Annotated in this window: 15 protein-coding genes and 1 riboswitch; of the genes, 3 read left to right on the top strand and 12 right to left on the bottom strand. The window is 54.1% G+C overall.

Features of this window, described 5'->3' with window-relative positions; translation table 11 throughout:
- Positions 1-4 precede the first annotated feature (4 nt).
- The 5 genes from H1D41_RS01305 to H1D41_RS01285 are packed head-to-tail and all read right to left on the bottom strand — an operon-like array spanning position 5 to position 3,433.
- A complete protein-coding gene (locus H1D41_RS01305) occupies positions 5-667 on the bottom strand; it encodes an energy-coupling factor ABC transporter ATP-binding protein (protein WP_228847210.1) in 663 nt (220 codons plus the stop codon).
- On the bottom strand, positions 664-1,428 hold the full coding sequence (cbiQ, locus tag H1D41_RS01300) for a cobalt ECF transporter T component CbiQ (RefSeq protein ID WP_228847209.1): 765 nt from the start codon (positions 1,426-1,428) through the stop codon (positions 664-666). The genes H1D41_RS01305 and cbiQ overlap by 4 nt, the downstream gene beginning before the upstream one ends.
- Positions 1,425-2,006: a cobalt ABC transporter permease gene (locus tag H1D41_RS01295; RefSeq protein ID WP_228847208.1), complete on the bottom strand. Its 582-nt coding sequence runs from the start codon at positions 2,004-2,006 to the stop codon at positions 1,425-1,427. Before H1D41_RS01295 ends, cbiQ begins: the two co-directional genes overlap by 4 nt.
- Positions 2,007-2,624 carry a cobalt transporter CbiM gene (gene cbiM, locus H1D41_RS01290; protein ID WP_228847207.1) on the bottom strand — a complete coding sequence of 206 codons (618 nt, stop codon included), beginning with the start codon at positions 2,622-2,624 and terminating at the stop codon, positions 2,007-2,009.
- The gene (locus tag H1D41_RS01285; protein WP_228847206.1) at positions 2,624-3,433 is read right to left on the bottom strand and encodes a DUF4198 domain-containing protein; all 810 of its coding nucleotides are present in this window, start codon (positions 3,431-3,433) and stop codon (positions 2,624-2,626) included. The genes cbiM and H1D41_RS01285 overlap by 1 nt, the downstream gene beginning before the upstream one ends.
- A gap of 146 nt (positions 3,434-3,579) precedes the next feature.
- A riboswitch (cobalamin riboswitch) is annotated at positions 3,580-3,796 on the bottom strand.
- 199 nt (positions 3,797-3,995) lie between these two features.
- On the opposite strand from H1D41_RS01285, the gene H1D41_RS01280 reads away from it, so the two are divergent.
- Both H1D41_RS01280 and H1D41_RS01275 read left to right on the top strand, forming a co-directional pair.
- Entirely contained in the window at positions 3,996-5,108 is a 1,113-nt protein-coding gene (locus tag H1D41_RS01280) for a Ppx/GppA phosphatase family protein (RefSeq protein ID WP_228847205.1), read from the top strand.
- A 52-nt stretch (positions 5,109-5,160) separates the two neighbouring features.
- Positions 5,161-5,865, top strand: a complete 705-nt coding sequence (locus tag H1D41_RS01275; RefSeq protein ID WP_228847204.1) for an RlmE family RNA methyltransferase — start codon at positions 5,161-5,163, stop codon at positions 5,863-5,865.
- Between the two features lie 39 nt (positions 5,866-5,904).
- Here H1D41_RS01275 and H1D41_RS01270 read toward each other — a convergent pair whose 3' ends face one another.
- Both H1D41_RS01270 and H1D41_RS01265 read right to left on the bottom strand, forming a co-directional pair.
- Positions 5,905-8,052 carry a DEAD/DEAH box helicase gene (locus tag H1D41_RS01270; protein WP_228847203.1) on the bottom strand — a complete coding sequence of 716 codons (2,148 nt, stop codon included), beginning with the start codon at positions 8,050-8,052 and terminating at the stop codon, positions 5,905-5,907.
- 125 nt (positions 8,053-8,177) lie between these two features.
- A complete protein-coding gene (locus H1D41_RS01265; protein ID WP_228847202.1) occupies positions 8,178-8,657 on the bottom strand; it encodes a hypothetical protein in 480 nt (159 codons plus the stop codon).
- A gap of 256 nt (positions 8,658-8,913) precedes the next feature.
- Here H1D41_RS01265 and H1D41_RS01260 point away from each other — a divergent pair, with 256 nt between their 5' ends.
- Complete coding sequence (locus H1D41_RS01260; RefSeq protein ID WP_228847201.1) at positions 8,914-10,587, top strand: Na/Pi cotransporter family protein; 1,674 nt, start codon at positions 8,914-8,916, stop codon at positions 10,585-10,587.
- A 32-nt stretch (positions 10,588-10,619) separates the two neighbouring features.
- Here the strand turns inward: H1D41_RS01260 and H1D41_RS01255 are convergent, their stop codons facing one another.
- The 5 genes from H1D41_RS01255 to H1D41_RS01235 are packed head-to-tail and all read right to left on the bottom strand — an operon-like array spanning position 10,620 to position 15,067.
- Positions 10,620-11,009 (bottom strand): hypothetical protein, encoded by a 390-nt coding sequence (locus tag H1D41_RS01255; protein ID WP_228847200.1) that lies wholly within the window; start codon positions 11,007-11,009, stop codon positions 10,620-10,622.
- A 33-nt stretch (positions 11,010-11,042) separates the two neighbouring features.
- Positions 11,043-11,429 (bottom strand): response regulator, encoded by a 387-nt coding sequence (locus tag H1D41_RS01250; protein ID WP_107496030.1) that lies wholly within the window; start codon positions 11,427-11,429, stop codon positions 11,043-11,045.
- A 28-nt stretch (positions 11,430-11,457) separates the two neighbouring features.
- A complete protein-coding gene (locus H1D41_RS01245) occupies positions 11,458-12,315 on the bottom strand; it encodes a CheR family methyltransferase (protein ID WP_228847199.1) in 858 nt (285 codons plus the stop codon).
- On the bottom strand, positions 12,312-12,779 hold the full coding sequence (locus H1D41_RS01240) for a chemotaxis protein CheW (protein WP_228847198.1): 468 nt from the start codon (positions 12,777-12,779) through the stop codon (positions 12,312-12,314). Before H1D41_RS01240 ends, H1D41_RS01245 begins: the two co-directional genes overlap by 4 nt.
- The gene (locus tag H1D41_RS01235) at positions 12,776-15,067 is read right to left on the bottom strand and encodes a chemotaxis protein CheA (protein WP_228847197.1); all 2,292 of its coding nucleotides are present in this window, start codon (positions 15,065-15,067) and stop codon (positions 12,776-12,778) included. The genes H1D41_RS01240 and H1D41_RS01235 overlap by 4 nt, the downstream gene beginning before the upstream one ends.
- Positions 15,068-15,070 lie beyond the last annotated feature (3 nt).

The following is a 15,070-nucleotide window of genomic DNA, read 5'->3' as shown; positions in this document are numbered from 1 at the left end:
CTCATCAGGCGGATACGGGTGCATCTACCAGTTGACCTTCTTTCAGGTGCAGACAGCGGTTGGCAACCTTTGCCCGGAAACTTGCGTCATGGCTGATCAGAACAATGGATTGGGGCAGGGTGTGCAGAATATCGGTCAGCCGCGCTTCGTTTTCTTCGTCCAGCGCGTTTGACGGTTCATCCAGCAAAAGCACTTCGGGTTCCATTGCCAGAACGCAGGCCAGAGTCACCAAGCGCTTTTCACCACCAGACAGCCGATGGGTGATGGCGTCTCGCAGATACATCAGGTCAAGCCGGGTCAGAAGCTGATCGACGATGGCTGCAGCCTCATCCCGGGATTTCCCCAGGTTCAGGGGGCCGAACGCAATGTCATCGGCCACAGTCGGGCAAAACAGCTGATCGTCGGCATCCTGAAACACAAGACCGGCGCGGCGACGCACATCATGGAAGTCGGCCTCTGCCTGGCGCTTCTGACCAAAGGCCTCGACACTGCCCTGATCCGGCGTGATCAGGCCCAGCATGATTTTCAGCAGCGTAGATTTCCCAGCACCATTGTGGCCGGTAATCGCCAGACGATCTCCGGCTTTCAAGGCCAGGGAGGCACCGGACAGAACCGGTCCTCGACGTGGCCAGGCGTGGTGAATGTTTTCGAGATGAAAAAGGTTCACAGGAGATATTCTTTCATCAGCATTGCGGTCATGAAAACGGAAAACCCCAGCGCAAAGACAACATCAAATCCGCGCAGTTCAAAACGCTGTGTCATCGGCAGGGTTCCGGTAAATCCGCGGCATTTCATGGCATCCATGATGCGTTCAGATCGTTCCATCGCCCGGATCAGCATCATACCAACAAGATAACCAAAGCTGCGGTAGGTATGCCCATTGGTCCCGGGACGGAAACCGCGGCATTTCATGGCCTGACGCAGGCGACGATATTCTTGGCGCAGAACCTCGATATAACGGATGGTAAACAGCAGAAGATGCACAAGTTTTGCGGGCACTTTCAGACGGTGCAGTGCCTGGCCAAAGGTGACTTCTTCCATGGATCCGGCAAGGGCCAGCATGGCCATGACAACGGCATTGGCTGTCAGGGCGATCTCAATGGCGCGGATCAGACCTTCATAACTGGCGGGAAAGCCAAAGAGAGTAAAAATCGGTGTGCCTTCCATTGTGAAAGGCAGAAAAGCGATCATCACGATGATGAAACTGTCCATCGCAATGACGCGCTTTATGGTCTGTCCAACAGGCAGTTTCGCCGCAATCATTAACATGACCGCGACAAGCAACATCACAGTCAGAAGGGACAGTGATTGCAGCGCTACGGCCGTTACCGCAAATGCCACCGCAGAAACGATCCGCAGGCGCGGATCCAGGCGGCGCAGGGCCGGGACTGCGGGTGGTTCAATGCCGGTGGACAGAACATAGGTCATTTTTCTGCATCCTTCAGCTGACGACGGGCAGAAAAATAGAAGAATGCGCCAAACAGGCCAAAGATCAGGCCAATCCCGCCCAGAATGGTACTGAACCGGTTTCTTTCGCGGATCTGTACCAGTTCCCGGCGGATCGGGCGCAGTTCATTGCGGACAGCTGCGGCCACGATGTCGCTGACTGCACTGAGGTCCGCAGGGGCGGCTGCCGTGCTGTCGAGTGTGATTTCGACGGCGCCGGGAGTGACAGTTGCAGGGCTGGCCCCGGGCACGTCTTCGGCATCAAGGATCATTTCAGCGACGTGACCTGCACCAAGATCAGCGATGAACTTCAGAGGTCCGGCCGGTGGTGTTTCTTCGGGAACCCATGTGAAAAAACCATCGTCATCTGTAAGGGCATCACCAATTTGGTTTCCGTGAATGTCGAACACTTTAACCTCAAACCCAGCGGCCATATCGCCATTGGAAAAGCCGATTTCTCCTTCTACAGCACTACCAGCAGGAAAGACTTCGGCGATTATTTTATGCGCCATGGCCGGGCTGGCTGAGAGGAGCAAGGCGGAAAGCAAAAGATAGCGCATTTACACATCCTTCATCTGGCTGAGGCCGAACAGTTCAGGTTTCACCTGCATGATCAGCCAGGCCGCTGCGGCGGTCAGAGCACCCTCAATCACCATCACGGGGATATGGCTGACAAAGACCAGATACGCGGCTTCGTTAAATTCCTCACCGGACAGAGCCAGCGAAACGGAAACCATGATCGTTGTCAGAGCAATCGCAAGTGCACCACAGATTCCGCCCCATATCAGAACATTGTTGCGCCCGCCTTTACGGATAAAACTGCGACAGGCGATCCCGGCAAGAACAGCGGGCAGGGCGATATTCACCGCATTGACACCCAGAACAGTGATGCCACCAAAGCCAAAGGTTACGGCCTGCAGAAGCAGCCCGACAAACAGCGCGGGAAAGGCCGCCCAGCCAAGGATCAGCCCGGCGATGCCGTTCATGATCAGATGCACCGAACTGATGCCAATCGGCACGTGAATAAGGGAAGCCACAAAGAACCCGGCAGACAGCACGCCGGCGGTTGGAATGCGTTCGGTCGTCAGCTGGCGCAAGCCGATGGCAAGACCACCGGCTGTTGCAGCAGCCCCGGCAATAAGCACCGGGGTTGCGAGGGCACCGTCAACGATATGCATCAGTTAGCTGCCGGGGCACTGATGTCCCATGCGCGCACCCAGATCACAGCATCAACAGAAAGCTCCTTGCCTTCATGTTCCGCGCCTTCAACCACGCCCAGAGCCGCAAAGCCCCAGTGTCCGGCGGTTGGCACACCAAAGGTGAATTCGCCGTCTTCATCGGTAATCGCCACAATTGCGCCACCAGGAGGCGGTGTGATTGTCATATCGCCAGCGGTGCTGGTCGCCATGTCAGGCTCCGCCGCCATATATTCGATCTCAATCTCTGCACCTGCGACAGGTTCGCCGTTCGCCATGACGCGGCCGGAGAATGTAGATCCTGCAACGATGTTACCTGGTTTGTTCAGAGGGATGATCTCTGCCTCAAGACCCAGATCCGCATCCCAGTCGGTCGGCAATTCATTGCGATTCATGTAGGATTTGGTGATCTGGCGAATGTAGATGTCTTCGCTTTCCTCATAGTACGGCGCAGGATCGACAACGACCACATAGTCACCGGACCGTTTCACTGGCACAACACCATCAAAGGCAACGCCGGTGTTGTCTGGACCGGTGAAGGTGGTTTCAGTCAGGCTGTCGCTCAGATCGATGCGTTCACCGCGGTGCAGCATGAAAAACTCCTGCGGCATGCCCATATCCATCACGTGACCTGCGGTCATCGGATGCCAGAAGATCAGCTTAACAGGCACATCGCCCGGGCGTTCAATCTGGGTCTGATCTGCATAGATCAACTGGAAATGCGCCGCTGCGGGCAGGGCGGAAAAGGTGAGGGCTGCGCAGGTTGCAGCAAAAGTGGTCTTCAGTTTCATAAGTCGCCTCAGGACGGCCACGGGATGTGGCAATGCAAAAGGAACGACGGGGAATATCAGCGAGGTTTCGTTTGAATTGCCGGATGTTGCCGCAACAGACGAACCCATGCTGGATGCACACCCCGGCATCCGGTGGATACACCCGGTTTCCCGGGTCGTCTGCGGCAGGTATCCTGGCTCACGGATTGATCGCAGAACCTGCCTTCCCAGAGCTGTGCTCCAGTGGCGTTATTGGTTCCGCTCTCCGCTTACAGTTGCGGGGGCAGCCACGGAATTGGCCCCGAAGTGGGTCATCCTCACCGTGTTCCCTGTTGTCTCTCGTCTGGCTTGGCCGTTCGGAGAACCTCAGATTTGGTGGTTTTGGCAGCAGGAAGGCATTTCTGTCAATTAAAAATCGACCCGGGGACTGAAATTTTGCGTCAAAGCGTGGCGATACTCATATGATCTGCTGTTGCGGTATCTGAATGGGGGGTGTGAAACCCTTCGGGAATATATCTGGCCGGGGCCTTGCACAGGGCATTGGTTCAGCCTATCCTTGTGGCAACTTGAAATGGAGGGCGGAATGTCGCCCAGGCGTCCCAAAGGTGCGGGCGCGTTTCCCAAAGCGGTCGAGACTCCCGCGCCTCAGAAACCCCGATCTAAGCCTCTTTATGCGGCGCTGGATCTGGGTACAAATTCGTGTCGGATGCTGGTTGCCAGACCTGTTGGTGGCCAGTTTGAAGTCATTGACAGCTTTTCTAAAGCTGTGCAGCTTGGTGCCGGACTTGAGGCAACCGGGCGGTTGTCGCGTTCATCCATCAACCGGACTGTTCAGGCGCTGCGCATCTGTCAGCGCAAGCTGCGTCAACACGATGTGCGCAGGATGCGGCTGGTCGCGACCGAAGCCTGTCGTCGCGCGAAGAATTCCCGCGATTTTATTCGCCTGGTCAAACGCGAAACCGGTCTGAAACTTGAGATTATCCCACCAGAGGAAGAGGCACGTCTTGCCGTGATCAGCTGTGCGCCGCTGGTACATCCCAAGACGGATCAACTGCTTGTGGTGGATATCGGCGGCGGATCAACCGAACTGGTCTGGATCGATCTGTCTGAAACTGCGGAAGCCGACCGGGCCAATGCGATCATGGCGGTCCGGAAAGGGTTGCATAAGCAATCTGTTTCCCGTTTTGGCGCACGTATTGTGGACTGGATCTCTGTTCCGCTTGGTGTGGCTACCCTGCGCGATCAGTTTGATGATGTGGATGATGATGGCGGGCGTTTCGCGCTGATGTCCTGGTTCTTTGAGGAAAAGCTGCAGGAATTCGCGCCTTATGACCGTCTGCATTCCACCGACGGATTTCAGATTGTCGGAACGTCGGGCACCATAACAACGGTCGCAGCCTCGCACCTTGGTCTGACACGCTATGACCGCAATAAGGTGGATGGGCTTGAAATGAGCTCGGGTGATATTGACCGGGTTATTCAGGGTTATCTGCAACTTGGCCCGGGGGGACGGCGACGCGACCCACGGATCGGGCGGGACAGGGCGGCACTGATTATGTCGGGGTCTGCGATCCTGCAGGCACTGATCCGGGTCTGGCCGACACAAAAACTGTCGGTTGCAGATCGTGGCCTGCGCGAAGGCTTGCTATATGCGCTGATGTCCGAAGACGGACGAAAGCTTGACGCCCGCGGATGAAGCAGGCAAATAAGGGCCTTTGCCACAGCCAGAGGCTCTGAAAGGGTAAGAGATGGTTAAGAACACAAAAAGCGGACGCGGGTACCGGGATCTGACGGTGAAGGTGAAAACCGCGCGTGGCCGCAAGCTGTCATCCAAGCTCTGGCTGGAACGGCAATTGAACGACCCCTATGTCGCCCGCGCTAAAGCCGAAGGGTTCCGGGGACGGGCGGCCTTTAAGATCATGGAAGTCGACGACAAATATCGCTTTCTTGTGCCTGGCGCGCGCGTGGTCGATCTTGGCTGTGCGCCCGGGGGCTGGTTGCAGGTTGCTGTGCCGCGTGTGAATGCACTTGGCGAAAAGAAGGGCAAGAAAGTTGGTACGATCCTGGGGGTCGATCTTCAGGAAGTCGAAGCCCTTGCAGGCTGTCAGATCCATCAGCTGGATTTCATGGAAGATGATGCCGATGAAAAGGTGAAAACCTGGCTGGGCGGCAAGGCTGACGTCGTGATGTCAGATATGGCTGCGTCTTCCTCTGGCCATAAACAGACCGATCACCTGCGGATTATGGCACTGTGTGAAACCGCAGCCTATTTTGCCTTTGACGTTCTGGACGTGGGCGGGACATTCGTTGCGAAAGTTCTGGCCGGGGGCGCGGAAGGCGATCTTCAGAAACTTCTGAAGCAGAAATTCACCAGCGTTGCCCACATGAAACCACCGTCAAGTCGATCTGACAGTTCGGAAAAATTTGTGATTGCCAGTGGGTTCCGCGGATAAAAGAAAAAGGCCGGTGTTGATCACCGGCCTTTCTTAATTTCAGCCCTTGCGTGTCGGGCGGGCATTTCCACCCTTTTCCGCAGCGCGCGCCTTATTCTTCTTGCTGTTGGGCTTGCCTGTCGGTGGTGTCGGGCCACTTTTGTGACGTGGTTTGCGTTCTTTCACAACACCTTCAGGACGGCTGTCTTCCGGGCGGGGTTTGCGGAATGATTTGCCCGCGTCACCAGCACCGCTGCGTGCAGGTTTATCGCCTGGTTTTGCCGGCTTGTGCCCGTGCTTGCCTGGACGCGCCTTTGGCTTCTTCTTGTTTTCGCCACCTTCATTCCAGTCATCACGTGCCGGACGGAAGGGTTTTTCACCGCGTGGTTTATCGGAACGCGGTTTGTCATCAAAGCTGCGTTCTTTCGGGGCGTCTTGCCATTCTTTCTTTGCACGTGGTTTGCGATCACGCGGACCGTCATCACGGTCACGCTTTTCCCATGGCTTTCCGCCATCGCGCCCACGGTCACGGCCACCTTCGCGTCGATCGCCAAACTTGCCGCCACCACGCTTGTCGCCGAATTTGCCACCGCCTTTGCGTTCTGGTTTCTTGGCATTCAGAACCTCTTCCGGGACGACGTCCAAAAGGGTCAGCTGCGCACCATCTTCAACCGTAAGGGACGGGCCGATATTGCTCATGAAGCCTTCAAGAGAAGCCTCAGACACTTCGATATACGCCAGCGGGCCCATCAGACGGATCGCGCCGAAATCTTCCCGGGATACATCGCCAGCCTTACAGAGCATAGGTAGGATGCGGCGCACTTCAGCACGCTCATTCTTTGGCAGTTCCAGAGAGAACCAGCGGCTTGGGCCGAACGGTTTACGTTCTTTTGGTGCTTCTGCGGTGACTTTGCGGATCTCTTCCGGTGCAGAATGCTTAGACGCATACATGCGCAGAACAGCCAGAGCCAGAGCTTCGGGTTCATGGGCTTCGATCAATGTGGCAGCCTGGATTTTTTCAGCGTCAGTCGGCACATCAGACCACAAAGGATCGTTGGTCAGGCGTTCACTGTCTGCAGCGCGGACTTCGTCAGCGGTAGGTGCTGCCACCCATTTCGCATTGAGTTTCGCCCATTTCAGCAGGTTTTCCGCTTTACGGCGCATCTTACCTGGTACGATCAGCGCAGAAATACCTTTGCGACCCGCGCGACCTGTACGGCCAGAACGGTGCAACAGGGTTTCAGATCCCGTCGGCAGTTCTGCGTGGATCACGAGATCAAGGTTCGGAAGGTCAATACCACGGGCTGCAACATCGGTTGCGACACAGACACGGGCACGACCATCGCGCATCGCCTGCAGGGCATTCGTGCGCTCAGACTGCGTCAACTCACCGGACAATGCCACAACCGAAAGGCCACGGTTTGACAGGCGGGACGTCATGCGTGACACCATAATACGTGTGTTACAGAACACGATCGCATTTGGGGATTCATGCAGGCGCAACAGGTTCATAATCGCGCTTTCACTGTCGGCCGGGTGGACCTCAACCGCGTGATATTCAATGTCGGAATGCTGCTTGTTTTCCGCTTTGGTGATGATGCGCTGCGCATCTTTCTGGAAGTTCTTTGCAAGCTTGGCAATCGCAGCCGGAACCGTCGCAGAGAACATCAGCGTCTGACGATCTTCAGGGCAGGCTTCGAGGATGTATTCAAGGTCTTCGCGGAAGCCAAGATCAAGCATCTCATCGGCTTCATCCATCACAACCGCGCGGATGTCATCGAGATCAATCGCGCCACGTTGAATATGGTCACGCAGACGGCCTGGGGTCGCAACGGCAATATGGGCACCACGTGCCAGGGCACGACGTTCATCACGGCTGTCCATGCCACCAACACAGGATGCGATTTGTACGCCGGCTGTGCCGTAAAGCCAGGTCAGCTCGCGCTTGACCTGCATAGCAAGTTCGCGGGTTGGTGCGATGATCAGGGCAAGCGGAGCGCCAGCGCGATCAAAGCTTTCTTCTTCGCCAAGCAAAGTCGGGGCAATGGCGATGCCAAAACCAACCGTTTTACCGGAACCGGTCTGCGCCGATACCAGAAGATCCTGACCATTCAGCGCGGGATCGCTCACGGCTTCCTGTACAGGGGTGAGTGTTTCATATCCGCGCGCAGCAAGCGCTTTTGTCAGAGCAGGGTTCAAGAGGGTCATCCATCTGTGGGTATCAGCGGCCGGGAGGCGGGCCAGGGGCCGCCTCTAACCTGTTTTTACGGGTAATCATAGCGGAAACTTCCCCAAAAGGGCAGAAACTTCCGTTTTTCTGGTTTATCAGGGCGTCAGGGAATGATCCTGAGAAGCTCTGCCTCGGGCACAAGCAGTTCTTCGATGATTGCCAGCAGATCACCGCTGTCCGCGCGTAACATCTGTAACTGGCGCCCCCAGCGGATCTGATCTGCGTCTTTAACTGTATAAACCTTCCTGTCCGTCATCTGCACAGAAATCCCGTGGTTCATCAGAAGTTGCCCGAACAGAATTTCGGTCCGCTGCAGGTTTTCAAGAAAACCATCGGGCAGGGACGCTTTGCGAATGATCAGGCGGGCGTTCAGAATGGTTGCGCTGTGGCCCTGACGATGCAGGGTAGAGCGGCGCGTAAACGTGTCGTCCCCGTCGAGAAAATCCGTCTGATGCGCAATCATTTCCCCGAACACTTCGGTCAGTTTCGCCGTCATCAGTGTGTCATGCTGCAGCAGGCGTTTGCTGATTGGCGCGTCTTCACTGATGTGATCGCAGGTTGTGCCGGGGGTGGTGAGGGACATTGAAGCATCCAAATGGGCGGTTACACATGGGAAGTGACATGGCTGATCTGCCATGACAACCGCAATATTGCCGCATGAACTGCCTGTTTTTTGTCCTTTCACGTGTTTTTCAGGCGTTTTTGCTTGTTTAGGCGACGGTTGTCTGTTTTTCATGCGCAATTATCCGTTAACGCAAACGGCATGCAGGACGGATATACTGTGCCATAGCTGGTTGATCGGGTTCAGGAAGTTTACGTAAGGATCGAGGCGTAAGAATATGGCAATTATCAGTTTTCTGACATCACTGGCTGGCGCAGTCATGCTGTTGCTTTTCGCAGTCCGGATGGTGCGTACCGGGATTGAACGGGCTTATGGTGCGTCTTTTCAACGTCTGATGACCTCACAGAGCAACCCCTTGCAAGCCTCATCCGTAGGTCTTGCCATGGCGGTGGTCTTGCAAAGTTCAGCAGCGGTCGCATTGCTGACCGCAGGCTTCGCCGCAAGTGGCGCTTTGACCTTCACAACCGGTTTGGCTATGGTTCTGGGCGGAGATCTGGGATCTGCTCTTGTCATTCAGATCCTGTCATTCCGTCTTGATTGGCTTGTGCCGCTGCTTCTTGCTGTCGGGGGCTGGTTGTTTGTCAAAACCGAAGGGCGCAAGCTGCGTCAGTTCGGCCGAATTCTGATGGGCGTGGCGTTTATTCTGATTTCCCTGCGCTTCCTGCGCGAGGCCATGGATCCGATCCGTGACAGTTCATTTCTGCCTGCGATTGCAGGGTATCTGGCGCGTGATTATATCACAGCATTCCTTGTTGGGGCCGCTCTGGCATTTGTGATGCATTCCTCTGTTGCGGCTATTCTGATGTGCGTGACGCTTGTTGATATTGGCGCGATCCCCTTTGTTGCGGGCCTTTCACTGGTACTTGGCGCGAATTTTGGCAGTGGGTTTATTCCCGTCTGGCTGTCCCGGGGGATGGAAAACACGGCACGCCGTATCCCGCTTGCGAACCTTTTCCTGCGTGGGGCCTGGGCTGTGGTTGCCCTTGCGCTTTCGATGCTGGTCTTCCGTTCTGGCGTTATTGCCATGCCAGAAGGCGGGCAGATGCTGGTCAATGCGCATCTGGCTTTTAACGCAAGCCTGCTGATAATCGCACTGCCGTTCTGCAGGCCGTTGGCCGGTGTCATGAAGCAATGTCTTCCGGATGAAGCCGGGCAGAACGAAACACCGGGGCAGGGTCGTCCGGGATCTGCTCTTGATATCGATGCTGTCGGATCCCCGGTTCAGGCGCTTGCCAGTCTGAAGCGCGAACTCTTGCGCATGACAGACCTGGTGGACGGGATGTTTCGCCCGGTGTTAAACGCTTATAAATCGGGTGACCGCGATCAGATCCGTGCAATTCGCGATGCAGATTCAGAGGTGAACGCCTGTCTTTCAGGGATACGCAGTTTTGTCGCTGCCATTCCAACCGAGGAATACGGCAAGGAAAACACCAAAGCGGCCCGCGACCTGATGGAATATGCCATTCGTCTTGAAACTGCCGGCGATGTCGTTGCACGCCGTCTGATGGTTCTTGCAGATACGATCCGCAAAGAGGATCTGCGATTTTCTTCTGCAGGTTGGAAAGAACTGACGCGCATGCACGAATGCATCTCTCAGAATCTGCGTCTGGCATCTAACGTATTGATTTCCGACGACCTTGAAAGCGCCCGACTTCTGAGCCTTGAAAAAACCGAGATTAAACGCGCAGAACGTGAAAGCCGCAAAAAACACCTGAAACGTTTGCAAAGTGGTAACAGCGAAAGCCTGGAAAGTTCAGATGTACACCTGGAAACACTGCGATCCCTGCGGGAATTTAACAGCCATATTGCCGCTGTAGCCTATCCAATCCTGTATCAAAACGGGCAACTTCTGGAAACCCGACTGATCGAAACGATGTCTTCAGACGATTGAAAACTATATCGGGATCTGTCCAGGACACAGTTTCAGAAAAGGTCGAAAACGCCTGACTTTTCCTGATGCATGTCTTCCGGGCTGACTGGAAATATTCTTGATTTGAGGCTTGAAAGAACCATATAGCGCCCCAGAAACTCCTGGTCAGACCAGCTAAGGGAATGTGATATATCCAGGCGGGAAAATGTGTTGTGGAATGTGCTCAGATCTTCAAGGTTCTGCTGCAGCCGGTCGATGTTCTGAAGATGTGAAACCAACCCTTCAGGACAATCACCAAGCCCGGATACCGAGCCACCGATGTCCGACTGGATAACGGCACACAGGTCAGCCAGACCGTCAAGTGCAGCGGCAAGGTTTTCAAAAACCGTGCTGAGGGACAGTTCATCCCCATGCCGGAATTCATCTTCCATCTCGGATGTCATCCGTGGCGCTGCTTTAGTGACAGGCGGGCGCATTCAAAGACGGCCAACCACAGCTTCAATACTGGATTTCAGCTCTTGTGGTGTGAAGGGTTTCTTTAAAAAGTTGTTCATTCCCAACTGCTTTCCTGAATCAATTACGGCACGATCTGCGCGGCCAGTAATCAGGATGAAACCAACGTTGCGTGTATGTTCGTTGCTACGAAGTGCGTGCAAAAGATGTAATCCATCCATATTTGGCATATTGTAATCAGAAATAATCAGGTGAACCGGATACTTTTGAAAGGCTTCCAAAGCAGAAGTACCGTCGGAAACAGCTGTGACATCTCTGACGCCGAATTCGTCAAGGGCCTGGGTAATAAGACCCCGACTCGTGGACATATCATCAACAACCATTATTCTAATTTGTTCTCGCAGCGACATTAGGGGTTCTCCGGTGTTGCAGATGATATCAGGATGTTTTTTGATAAGTCGTCATGCCAACGCTGGCATATTGCGGCGCAGCCGCAGCTGTCAGGCGTTCAGAGTGCCCGATAAATAACCAACCGTCTTTTCGGGTGGCGTTCTGGAATTTGGGCCAAAGCGCATCCTGGGTGGCCTGGTCGAAGTAAATGACAACATTTCTGCAGAAAATGATATCGAACTGGCTCTTCATCGGCCAGGGCTGAAGCAAGTTCAGCGGATTAAACCGGATCATTTCGCGCAGCTTTGCGACGATCCTGTTGCTGTCACCTGATGTTGTGAAGAATCGTTCCTGAAAACCTTCCGGCAGCGATTGTAAGTCGGCTGTCTCATAGATCCCCTGACGGGCGACTTGCAGCACCTTCGGATCAATGTCGCTGGCAAGTATCATCAGATCATGTTGCGAAAAGGCCGGGTCGGCAGCAAGAAGTTCCATTGCGATGGAATAAGGTTCATGGCCACGGGAGCACCCTGCGGACCAGACACGGATGGGATGACCTTCCCGCATGCGCTTTTGCAGTTGAGGAATGACGTCTGTCCGAAGTGTTTCAAAATGATGCGGTTCACGGAAGAAGCTTGTGACATTTGTTGTCAAAGCAGAAATCAATTCGCTTCGTTCCTGTATTTCGTCAGGATTTTCAATCAGGTCGCAATAGTCGTTGAAACTGGAAAGGTCCAATATACGCAATCGCTTGATCAGGCGCGATTCCATCATAGGGGCTTTTTGCTCGGTAAACAAAAGCCCTGCTTCGGACTTCACAAAACTGGAAATCCGTCGGAATTCCTCTGATCCCATCTTGATCCGCACTGAGACATTGCGTGTGAGGTTTTGTGGCTCAATATTCATGCGGCCTGGTTCTCAGTTGTTGTGAGGGTGTTGTTCAGGTCGAGAACACGTATCATACGTTCGTTTTCGATAATTAAAGCACTGACGAAGCGGTGTTGATTGTCTGCTGCCATATCCGGAGGCGTCTGAAGATCTGCCCGGGCGATTGTCAGAATATCAGAAACAGCATCCACAAGCAGGCCAACCGTTTCAGAATTGTGCTGCACGACAATTACAACAGATCGATCATTGTCAGTATCCGGGGGTAAACCCAGTCGTGCGGCCAGATCAATAATAGGCAGGACAGTACCACGAAGATTGATTACCCCCCGCACATACGAAGGAGCGTGGGGCAAAGGTGTGGCTTCGGTCCAACCCCGGATTTCCCGGACTGACATAATATCCACGGTATATTCCTGGGCACCGATCCGGAACGACAGGTATTCGGTCAGGTCAGCGGGATTGTCTTGCAGCGCATCATTCATGCGATCGCTCCTGTTAGCTGGAGGGTTTCTACGGTGTTGCGAGTGCGCCCGCTTGCGTTTGAGATGACATCACCTGCATCAAGGATAAGCGCGATTTGTCCGTCTCCGAGTATGGTTGCTGCTGCAATCCCGGAGATGGCGCCATAACTGTCCTGAAGTCCTTTAATCACGACCTGCCGTTGCTCGATAATTTTATCAATTACGACTGCTGCCATGCTGTCTTCTTCGGGGGAAATCAACAACGCAACGCAATCATCATACGAAGACCGGGGGGGCGCGAAGCCAAGCTCAACCGCGAGATCAAGAAGCGGCACGAAATCGTCTCTTAGCTGTACCACCGTGGTCGCCGGTCCCATTTCCCGAAGATTGTCAGCGGTCAGTGTGATTGTTTCGATAATGTTGTTGAGGGGCACAACCAATGTCTGATGCGCGACCTCAATGACCATCCCATCCTGCACAGCAAGCGTGAGTGGCAGGCTGATTGAAAACTTCGTGCCCTTGTCAGTTTCTGATGTGATGGAAATTCGACCGCCCAGAGCCGTGATCGAATTACGAACGACATCCATGCCGACACCACGTCCGGAAAGGTTGGATATTTCGGCCGCTGTGGAAAAACCAGGCAGGAATAGCAGGTTGTCAATTTCGCTGTCGGTTAGTTGGCTGCCTTCAGATATCAGACCTTTTTCGATCGCTTTTCGTAAGACCACCTGTCGATTGATGCCACCGCCATCGTCGGAAACTTCAATCAGTACACGTCCGGATTTATGTGATGCGGACAGCTTGACGGTACCTTGTGAGGATTTTCCTTTGTTTTTGCGGTCTTCGTTCTTTTCAAGACCATGATCGACAGCGTTGCGGATCATATGCGTTAATGGATCCGCAAGGCGTTCGATCACAGTTTTATCGACTTCGGTGGCTTCACCCGATGTGACAAAGCGTACGTCTTTCCCAACTGCTGAAGACGCCTCTCTGACAATACGCCCCATGCGCTGGAACAGTGATTTCACAGGTTGGGCGCGGATGGCCATAACGCTGTCCTGAATGTCACGTGTAAGTTGCATGAATTCATCAAGGCCGGCGGCGACATTCTGATCGCTTCCAATGCCTGCCTCAACAACGCTTTGGCTTAGCATGGCCTGGTTAATAACAAGTTCACCAACCAGGTTGACCAGCCTGTCAATCCGGTCAAGTTCCACACGTACCGTACCGCCGGTTTTGGCAGGCTTTGCCGTTGTTTCTTTGCCTTTTGAAGGCTGTGATGGGGCAACAGCAGGTACTGATGGAGCCGTAGTGACGGACGGTTGAGGATCTGGTTTTGAAACGGTTGTCTCAACCTCTGGTATTGGCGGTGTTGGCGGTTCAGTATCAAATGAAGGCGGTTGTGATGCCGGTTCTTCGGGTGCGAAAACATCTGGTGTTGCGATTTCCTGAGATTCAATGCGCAATTCGCAAAGATCTTCAACAAAATCAAAAACCTCGCGGATTTCCTGTTCAGAATGAGTTGTCCTGATGTCGATTGTCCAGGACAGATAGCTTTCTTCACCGTCCAGTTGCTCAATCGGAGGCAGTTCGTCACAGTGACAGGTGATTGTGGTTTCACCCAGTTCTGAAAGAATTTTCAGCAGATGAAGTGGTTCATTTCCGGATGTGAACAAAGATGGATCAGGTCGAAAGTGAATAGAGAACCCGGGCGTACCGGGCACTGCATTCTGGGTACTTGTGTTCCCCGGATATTCCTGTGATTCAGGTGTGGTTTCAGGGAGGGCTGACAGATCTGGTAAAATCTGGGTTGCTCCAGCCGAATCTGTGCTGGCGCTACCAACGTCAGGCAAGGTCATGGAAACGCCCATGGGCTGGAAATCTGCCGGATCGACCTCATCTTCTTCAGGGTCTGTGCCGCTCTCTCCAAGAAAGGCTTTCAGGGCAGCAACACTTTCTTCGATACGTTCAGGCGATACATCGGTTTCGTCCCGGCTTGCGGCGACAAGATCGCAGAGAATATCGCTTGCGACCAGGAAGGTCTTGTGGTCATCAGCTTCTGGCGATTTTTCACCAGAACGGACAACATCCATTGACGTTTCAAAGATATGCGCGAAATCCACAAGCGCGGTAAGCCCAAAAGCACCAGCGCCACCTTTGATGGAGTGGACGGCACGAAAGACTTCGTTAACCGTTTCCGGGTCATCGTCGCCTTCCTCAAAACGGTTCAGGCCATCCTGAAGCTGTTCGAGCAGTTCTTCGCATTCAAGAAAGAACGAAGCCTTAATTTCCGCCATAGGATCTGACATTGC

Origin of the sequence: Halocynthiibacter styelae (genome assembly GCF_016123485.1) — a bacterium.
In the GTDB taxonomy this organism is placed as follows: Bacteria; Pseudomonadota; Alphaproteobacteria; order Rhodobacterales; family Rhodobacteraceae; genus Halocynthiibacter; species Halocynthiibacter styelae.
This window is presented reverse-complemented; position numbering and strand designations above follow the sequence as displayed.